Source organism: Streptomyces sp. WAC 04229 (assembly GCF_003947455.1).
In the GTDB taxonomy this organism is placed as follows: domain Bacteria; phylum Actinomycetota; class Actinomycetes; order Streptomycetales; family Streptomycetaceae; genus Streptomyces.
In genome coordinates, this window is the sequence record NZ_QHJH01000084.1 from 22052 (window position 1) to 28370 (window position 6319).

Genomic DNA, 6319 nt, shown 5'->3' on the forward strand with positions numbered 1-6319 from the left:
TCGCCCCTTGCCTTACGGCCGTCGGATGTGCGTCTACACGCGGTGGCGGCGCGGAGCCGTCCGGACCCGGGCACGGGAGAGCCCCCGCACACCGGTTGGTGTACGGGGGCTCGTCGTGCTGCCGACCGGGCCGGACTAGTAGACGCTGACGCCGTAGGCGCTCAGGGCCTCCGTGACCGGCTGGAAGAACGTCGTACCGCCGGAGGAGCAGTTGCCGCTGCCGCCGGAGGTCAGACCGTACGCGGTGCCGTTGCTGCCGTAGAGCGAGCCGCCGGAGTCGCCGGGCTCGGCGCAGACCGTGGTCTGGATCAGCCCGCCGACGACGTCGCCGCCGCCGTAGTTGACGGTGGCGTTCAGGGCGGTGACCCGGCCGCTGTGGGTGCCGGTCGTGGAACCGTCGCGGATGACGGTGGTGCCCACGCTCGGGGTGGCGGCGCGGGTGATGTCCACGCCGTTCGCGGTACCGGGCCGGGAGACCGAGCCCGAGTACCGCACGATGCCGTAGTCGTTGCCCGGGAAGCTGGAGCCCGCCGTCTGTCCGATGACGGTGCCGCCGGAGCTGGAGCGCCAGGCGCCGGCGCCGTCGGTGCAGTGACCGGCGGTCAGGAAGTACTCGGTGCCGTTGGAGGCGCGGACGTTGAAGCCGAGGGAGCAGCGCCAGCTGCTCGCGTAGATGGCGTCGCCGCCCTGGATGAGCTTGTTGAACGTGCCGGGCGTGCGCTTGACCGTGAGCGCGCCGGCCTTGTCGCCGGCCTGCTCCTTGATCTTCGCGATCTCGGCCTGGGAGACGGTGCTGTCGACGGTGAGCAGCACCCGGCCGGACTTGCTGTCGACGGCCCAGGCGGTGCCCGGGACGTCGGCCTTGAGCACCGCGCCGCTGGCACTGCTGAGTTCGGCGGCGCTGAAGGTGACCGGGGCGGGTGCCGCGGTCGCGCTGGGGATCGCGACGGCGGCCGCGGCCACGAGGCCGGTGGATACGGCGATCAGCCGAGTCCGTCTCGTGATGCCGCTGCGGGGGGTGGTGCGCTTGATCCTCACTTTTCGTTCCTCCACATGGGAAGTCGGGGGCCCTCGTGTGGGGTTGGGCCCGTGAGGCGCAGCCAGGGGCGGACCTCCGGGTTCCGGAAGCGTCGTGCCCCTGACAAGCGCTGAGGTTGGAGTATTCGGCCGAACGACCGGTCGGCGCAAGGGTGCCTTTCGGCCGTTGATCTTTGAACGACCTTTACCAACCCCCGCTGAACCTCAGCGCAGTTCCCGCTCTCCGGCTTCGACGCGGACCACCAGCGTGTTCCCCGGCGGCGGGAAGGGACAGACGAAGTGGTCGGCGAACGCGCACGGCGGCAGCAGCGCGCGGTTGAGGTCGACCGTCGTACGGCCCTCGGCGTCCGGCGCGGCCGGGCGCAGGAACCGGAAGCGGTAACTGGTGCTTCCGCTGGTGCCTTCGGCGAAGACCGCCCACAGCGAACCGTCGTCCTCGACGCTCACCTGGAGCGTGTGCTCCCGCCCGCCCAGGGCGAAGACCAGCTCCCCGCCGAGGACCAGGCCACGCTCCCTGCCGTCCGCGTTCGGCACCCGCACACTGCGCCACCCGGTCTCGTACGGCGTGAAGCGCCCCGGCACCGACCAGCGCGGATCGTACGGGGTGGCCGCGATACCGCGGAACGCCCGCCGCGGGCCGGCCGCCGGGTCGAAGTCGCGTACGCCCCACAGGCCCTCGCGGACCAGCACGACCAGCCGCCGCTCCCCGAGCCCCACCCGGGCCTCACCGGCCGGCCCCGCGTCGGCGGTGAGCCGCACCTCGCCGTCGAGGGGCCGCCCGTCCACGGCGAGCCCGTCGGTACCGGTGGCCGTCAGCAGCACCGCGTCGCCGTCCGCCGTCCACCGCCCGGGGATGTCCGGAAGTTGCCCGTCCGGATAATCCGCCAGCCAGTGCGTGCCGGTGAGGGCGAGCGGCCCGTAGGGTGCCGACACCGTCGTCACGCGGTGTTCGTGCCACCGCTTCCACTCGTCGGACGCGTCCGTCGTCATGGGATCAACCCTTCCACACCGGGTCGCCCGGACCGAGGTGGGAGCGGAGGGTGGCTCCCTCGTACGCGGTACGGAGCGCGCCGCGCGCGCTCACCCGCCGGTGCCGGTCTCCGCGGCGAGCAGGGCGGCGAGCCGCACAGCGGTCTTCTCCCCCGCGCGCTGCCTGATCAGGCCCTCCTTGGCAGCTGCGCGGAGCCGAATCTCCGAGCCGTCCGCACCCGCCCTCCGCACCCGTGCCGTCACCACCACGGGATTCATACCGGCGGCTCCCCCGCCCACCACCACGCGAATCGTCTCTTCGACCTCGCCCTCGCCCTCGCCGCCGACCGGTACCGCTTCGACCGCACGGCCCGCCTTCCCCAGCACGCTGGAGACGCGCGTCACCACGTCGCCGAACGGCAGGGGGACGTGCAGCCCGATCTCATGAACGTCCTTCTTCATCAGCCTGCCCACAGCCCGGATCAAGGGGCCACCCCCGCCCACCGCACCGAGGGCGGCCAGCTCTCCGGCCAGGATCCGGTCTTCCACACCTGAGCGGACGGAGTGACGGCGGCTCAGCAGCTGCACCCGCAGTCGCAGCCGTCGCAGCCGCACCCGTCGCCGTCACAGCAGTTGCTGCAGCAGTCGCAGCAGCTGCAGCATCCGTCGCACCCGCCGCAGTCGCAGTTGGTGCACGAGCCCTCCTTGCGCTCCCCGCTCCACGGGTCGTGGTAGGTGCCGCAGCACAGCTGGCACGTACAGGCCAGCCCCACCCACACGGCGCACCCCGCGAGCAGCCCCCGCCGGTCGCGCCGGGGCGGTTCCGGGGGCGGCGGCCCGCCGGGGCCACCGGGCGCGCCCGGGGTGCCGGGAGGGGCGTACGGATGGCCGCCGTGGGCGCACGACACGGTGCCGAACGCCCGGTCGACGGAGTTGCCCAACTCGTGCACGAGCAGCCGGTGCACGAGCCGCCCGTCGCCGAACTCCGCCTCGCGCAGGGCGAGCCGCACCCCGTGCACGGCGTCGTCGGCGAGCCGCCGGGCCTCGGTGAGCGGGGTCCCGGTCGCGGTGAGCGGGTTCCAGGCACCGGACGCGGCGTCGGCCTCCCGGTCCTCCACGGCGTCCAGGAGATGGGCGAGCCGGCCGAAGAGGCGCCCGGCCTCGGCGAGCGGCTCGGCGTTGTGCGGGCGGCCGGCGAGGTGCGCGGTGTGCGCGAAGGCGGCGGCGGTGGCGGTCTCGGTCGGCTCGGTGACCGTGAGCAGCGGTGTGCCGGGCCCGGCGAGTGCCTCGATGCCGCCCTGCCGGTCCACGGCGTCGACCAGGACGGCGGTGTCGAACCCGACGGCACTGCCGCCGCGCGCTCCCGCCGCGTCCCAGCCGGTGGCGACCCGGCGGGCGGCGAGGGCCACCGGACGGCGCGCCAGCAGGCCGTCCCCGTCGGCGACATGGTCGCGCACCTTGGCCGAGGCCAGCACCAGCGAGACGGCCGCCGCGAGCCGGGCCCCCTCGCCGTGCGCGACGGACGCGGTACGCATCCCGCGCAGCGGACAGGGCCCGGCGGTGCGCCGCCCCGCTCCCGCACCACCGCTTCCGGCCTGAGCCTCCGTCAGAACCGATATGAGAAGCCCGTCGTAGTTCGTCACGATTCTCGCGAACTGCCCGTGGTCCTTGCGCAGAGCGAGACACAATCCGCACAAATGCGCCATCCACTGGCTCGTGAGGCTCTCTCCGAGCCGGTGCCTGCAGGGCCTGACGATTCCGAACACGACACTCCCCCGTGGTTGGTACGACGCTGAGCTGCGGCATCGTACCGAGCCCTCGTTCACCCGTACGCACCCCGCCTCACCCGTCCGCCGCGAAGAATCATATTTCACTCACAGTCAGCAGCCGTTTGGGAAACGACCCTTGGGACACAAGGACTCTCGACGGATTCGCTGTGCACCAGTACCGTCACAAACCCCCCGGGCGGCGTCTATCCACTTGGCGCGACGTCCGCATCATGGATGACCATAGGGATGCGGAAGCACGAAAGACCGCTGTGAGAGGAGGCGTCCATGGGATCGGTACGCAAGGCGAGTGCGTGGCTCGGCCTCGTCGACGACAACGATGACGAGCGCTACTACGACGACGACTACTCCGAGGGCACCGAGACCGGGGACGCCTGGGTCACGGACCCGCGGGTGAAGGTGGCCTCGGACGTGGCCGAGGAGAAGGGCCGCCGCATCGCGACCGTCACCCCGGACAGCTTCCGGGACGCACGGTCCATCGGCGAGCTGTTCCGGGAGGGGGTCCCGGTCATCATGAACCTGACGGCCATGGAGGCGACCGACGCCAAGCGCGTCGTCGACTTCGCCGCCGGGCTCATCTTCGGCCTGCGCGGTTCGATCGAGCGGGTGTCCACCCGGGTGTTCCTGCTCAGCCCGGCCGACACCCAGGTCATCAGCGGCGAGCCCGCCGCGCACCGTTCCGACGGTTTCTTCAACCAGAGCTGAGGCGGGGCCGTTCACCACGGCCCCGCCCGCCCCACGCCGGACTCCGCCGGGACCTGACCCGTCCTACCGGAAGGCGTCGAGTCCGGTGAGCGCCTTGCCCAGCACCAGCTGGTGCATCTCGACGGTGCCCTCGTAGGTGAGCACCGATTCCAGGTTCGTCGCGTGCCGCATGACGGGGTATTCGAGGGAGATCCCGTTGGCGCCGAGGATCGTGCGGGCCGTGCGGCAGATGTCGATGGCCTCGCGCACGTTGTTGAGCTTGCCGAAGCTGACCTGCTCGGGACGGAGGCGGCCCGCGTCCATGCGCAGCCCGAGGTGGTGGGCGAGCAGGATCCCCTTGTGCAGTTCGACCGCCATGTCGGCGAGCTTGGCCTGGGTCAGCTGGAAGCCGCCGATGGGCCGCCCGAACTGCTCCCGCGACTTCGCGTACTCCACGGCCGCCTCGAAGGAGCTGCGGGCCGCGCCCATCGAACCCCACACGATGCCGTAGCGGGCGTGGGTGAGACAGCCGAGCGGTCCGCGCAGCCCGGTGACCTCCGGCAGCACGGCGTCGGCGGGCAGCCGTACGTCGTCCAGGACCAGCTCGCTGGTGACGCTGGCCCGCAGCGACCACTTGTGCTTGATCTCGGGGGCGGAGAAGCCGGGGCTGTCGGCCGGCACCACGAACCCCCGGATGCCCTCCTCGGTCTGCGCCCAGACGACGGCGACGCCGGCCACCGACCCGTTCGTGATCCACATCTTGCGGCCGTTGAGGATCCAGTCCCCGCCGCCGTCCCGCTTGGCGTGGGTGCGCATGTTGGCCGGGTCGGACCCGTGATCGGGCTCGGTCAGCCCGAAGCACCCGATGACGTCACCGGCGGCCATGCGCGGCAGCCATGCCTGCTTCTGGTCCTCGCTGCCGAAGCGGTGGATGGCGTACATGGCGAGGGAGCCCTGCACGGAGACCAGGGAGCGGATGCCGGAGTCGGCCGCCTCCAGCTCCAGGCAGGCGAGGCCGTACTGCACGGCGGTGGCGCCGGCGCAGCCGTAGCCCTCCAGCGACATGCCGAGCGCGCCGATGCCGCCGAGTTCGCGGGCGAGTTCCCGGATGCCGGGCAGCTCCCCCCGCTCGTACCAGTCGGCGACGTACGGCAGCACGCGATCGGCGGCCCAGCCCCGCACGGTGTCCCGGATCGCCAGGTCCTCCGGGTCCAGGAGGTCGTCGACACCGAGGGGGTCGACGGGGTCGAAGGCGGGCAACTTGGGGGACGAGGCCATGGGACACCCTCCGGGGCTGTAAAACTAGCGCCGCTAGTTACGACTCTGATGCCGACGTTACGATGCCCGGTGCCGCACGTCCACCACCCCACGTCTCCCGCCCACGCACCACCCGTTCACCGCCAACCGGCAGGAGAACGCCGCCCGTGGGCGGCTGGCACCGTCGGCGTCCGCGGCACTCCCACCGCAAGCCGCCGACGGCGGCGCACCCCGCGGGCGGCCTCGACCTCTCGGCCGACGGTGAACGGGTGGTGCGTGGGCGGGAGAGCCCTTCGGTCACACCGAGACGCGTGACTTCGACGCGTCCCGCGGCGCCGGCACCGACACCGCCTCCTCCCCCTCGCACTGCATCACCCGCGGCAACCGCAACGCCATCACCGCCCCCAGCAACAACAACCCCGCACTCACCACCAACGTCACGTGCAGCCCGTGCACGAACGCGTCCGCCGCGGCCCGCCGCAGCGCAACCCCCGCAGAGCCGCCCAGCTGCGCGGCCACCTCGTACGCCTCCCCCAGCGAGTGCCCCGCCGCCGAAGACGCCGACGACGGCACCCCCGGCACTC

General features: G+C 72.4%; 6 protein-coding genes and 1 pseudogene. 1 reads left to right on the forward strand and 6 read right to left on the reverse strand.

Annotation, left to right across the window (positions count from 1 at the left end; genetic code table 11):
• Positions 1 to 135: 135 nt before the first annotated feature.
• From DMH12_RS22020 to DMH12_RS22035, 4 genes are all read right to left on the reverse strand, one after another.
• Complete coding sequence (locus DMH12_RS22020) at positions 136 to 1038, reverse strand: S1 family peptidase (protein ID WP_125493219.1); 903 nt, start codon at positions 1036 to 1038, stop codon at positions 136 to 138.
• A gap of 204 nt (positions 1039 to 1242) precedes the next feature.
• Positions 1243 to 2028: a DUF1684 domain-containing protein gene (locus DMH12_RS22025; protein WP_125493220.1), complete on the reverse strand. Its 786-nt coding sequence runs from the start codon at positions 2026 to 2028 to the stop codon at positions 1243 to 1245.
• A 90-nt stretch (positions 2029 to 2118) separates the two neighbouring features.
• Entirely contained in the window at positions 2119 to 2556 is a 438-nt protein-coding gene (locus DMH12_RS22030) for a hypothetical protein (RefSeq protein WP_125493221.1), read from the reverse strand.
• Positions 2557 to 2582: 26 nt separating this feature from the next.
• Positions 2583 to 3773 (reverse strand): DUF5685 family protein, encoded by a 1191-nt coding sequence (locus tag DMH12_RS22035; RefSeq protein ID WP_125493222.1) that lies wholly within the window; start codon positions 3771 to 3773, stop codon positions 2583 to 2585.
• A 288-nt stretch (positions 3774 to 4061) separates the two neighbouring features.
• Between DMH12_RS22035 and DMH12_RS22040 the strand changes: the two genes are divergently transcribed.
• Positions 4062 to 4499: a cell division protein SepF gene (locus tag DMH12_RS22040; protein WP_125493223.1), complete on the forward strand. Its 438-nt coding sequence runs from the start codon at positions 4062 to 4064 to the stop codon at positions 4497 to 4499.
• 63 nt (positions 4500 to 4562) lie between these two features.
• Here DMH12_RS22040 and DMH12_RS22045 read toward each other — a convergent pair whose 3' ends face one another.
• Together DMH12_RS22045 and DMH12_RS22050 are read right to left on the reverse strand one after the other, a co-directional pair.
• A complete protein-coding gene (locus tag DMH12_RS22045; protein WP_125493224.1) occupies positions 4563 to 5756 on the reverse strand; it encodes an acyl-CoA dehydrogenase family protein in 1194 nt (397 codons plus the stop codon).
• Between the two features lie 276 nt (positions 5757 to 6032).
• Positions 6033 to 6319: pseudogene (locus DMH12_RS22050) on the reverse strand (MFS transporter); the annotation flags it as partial.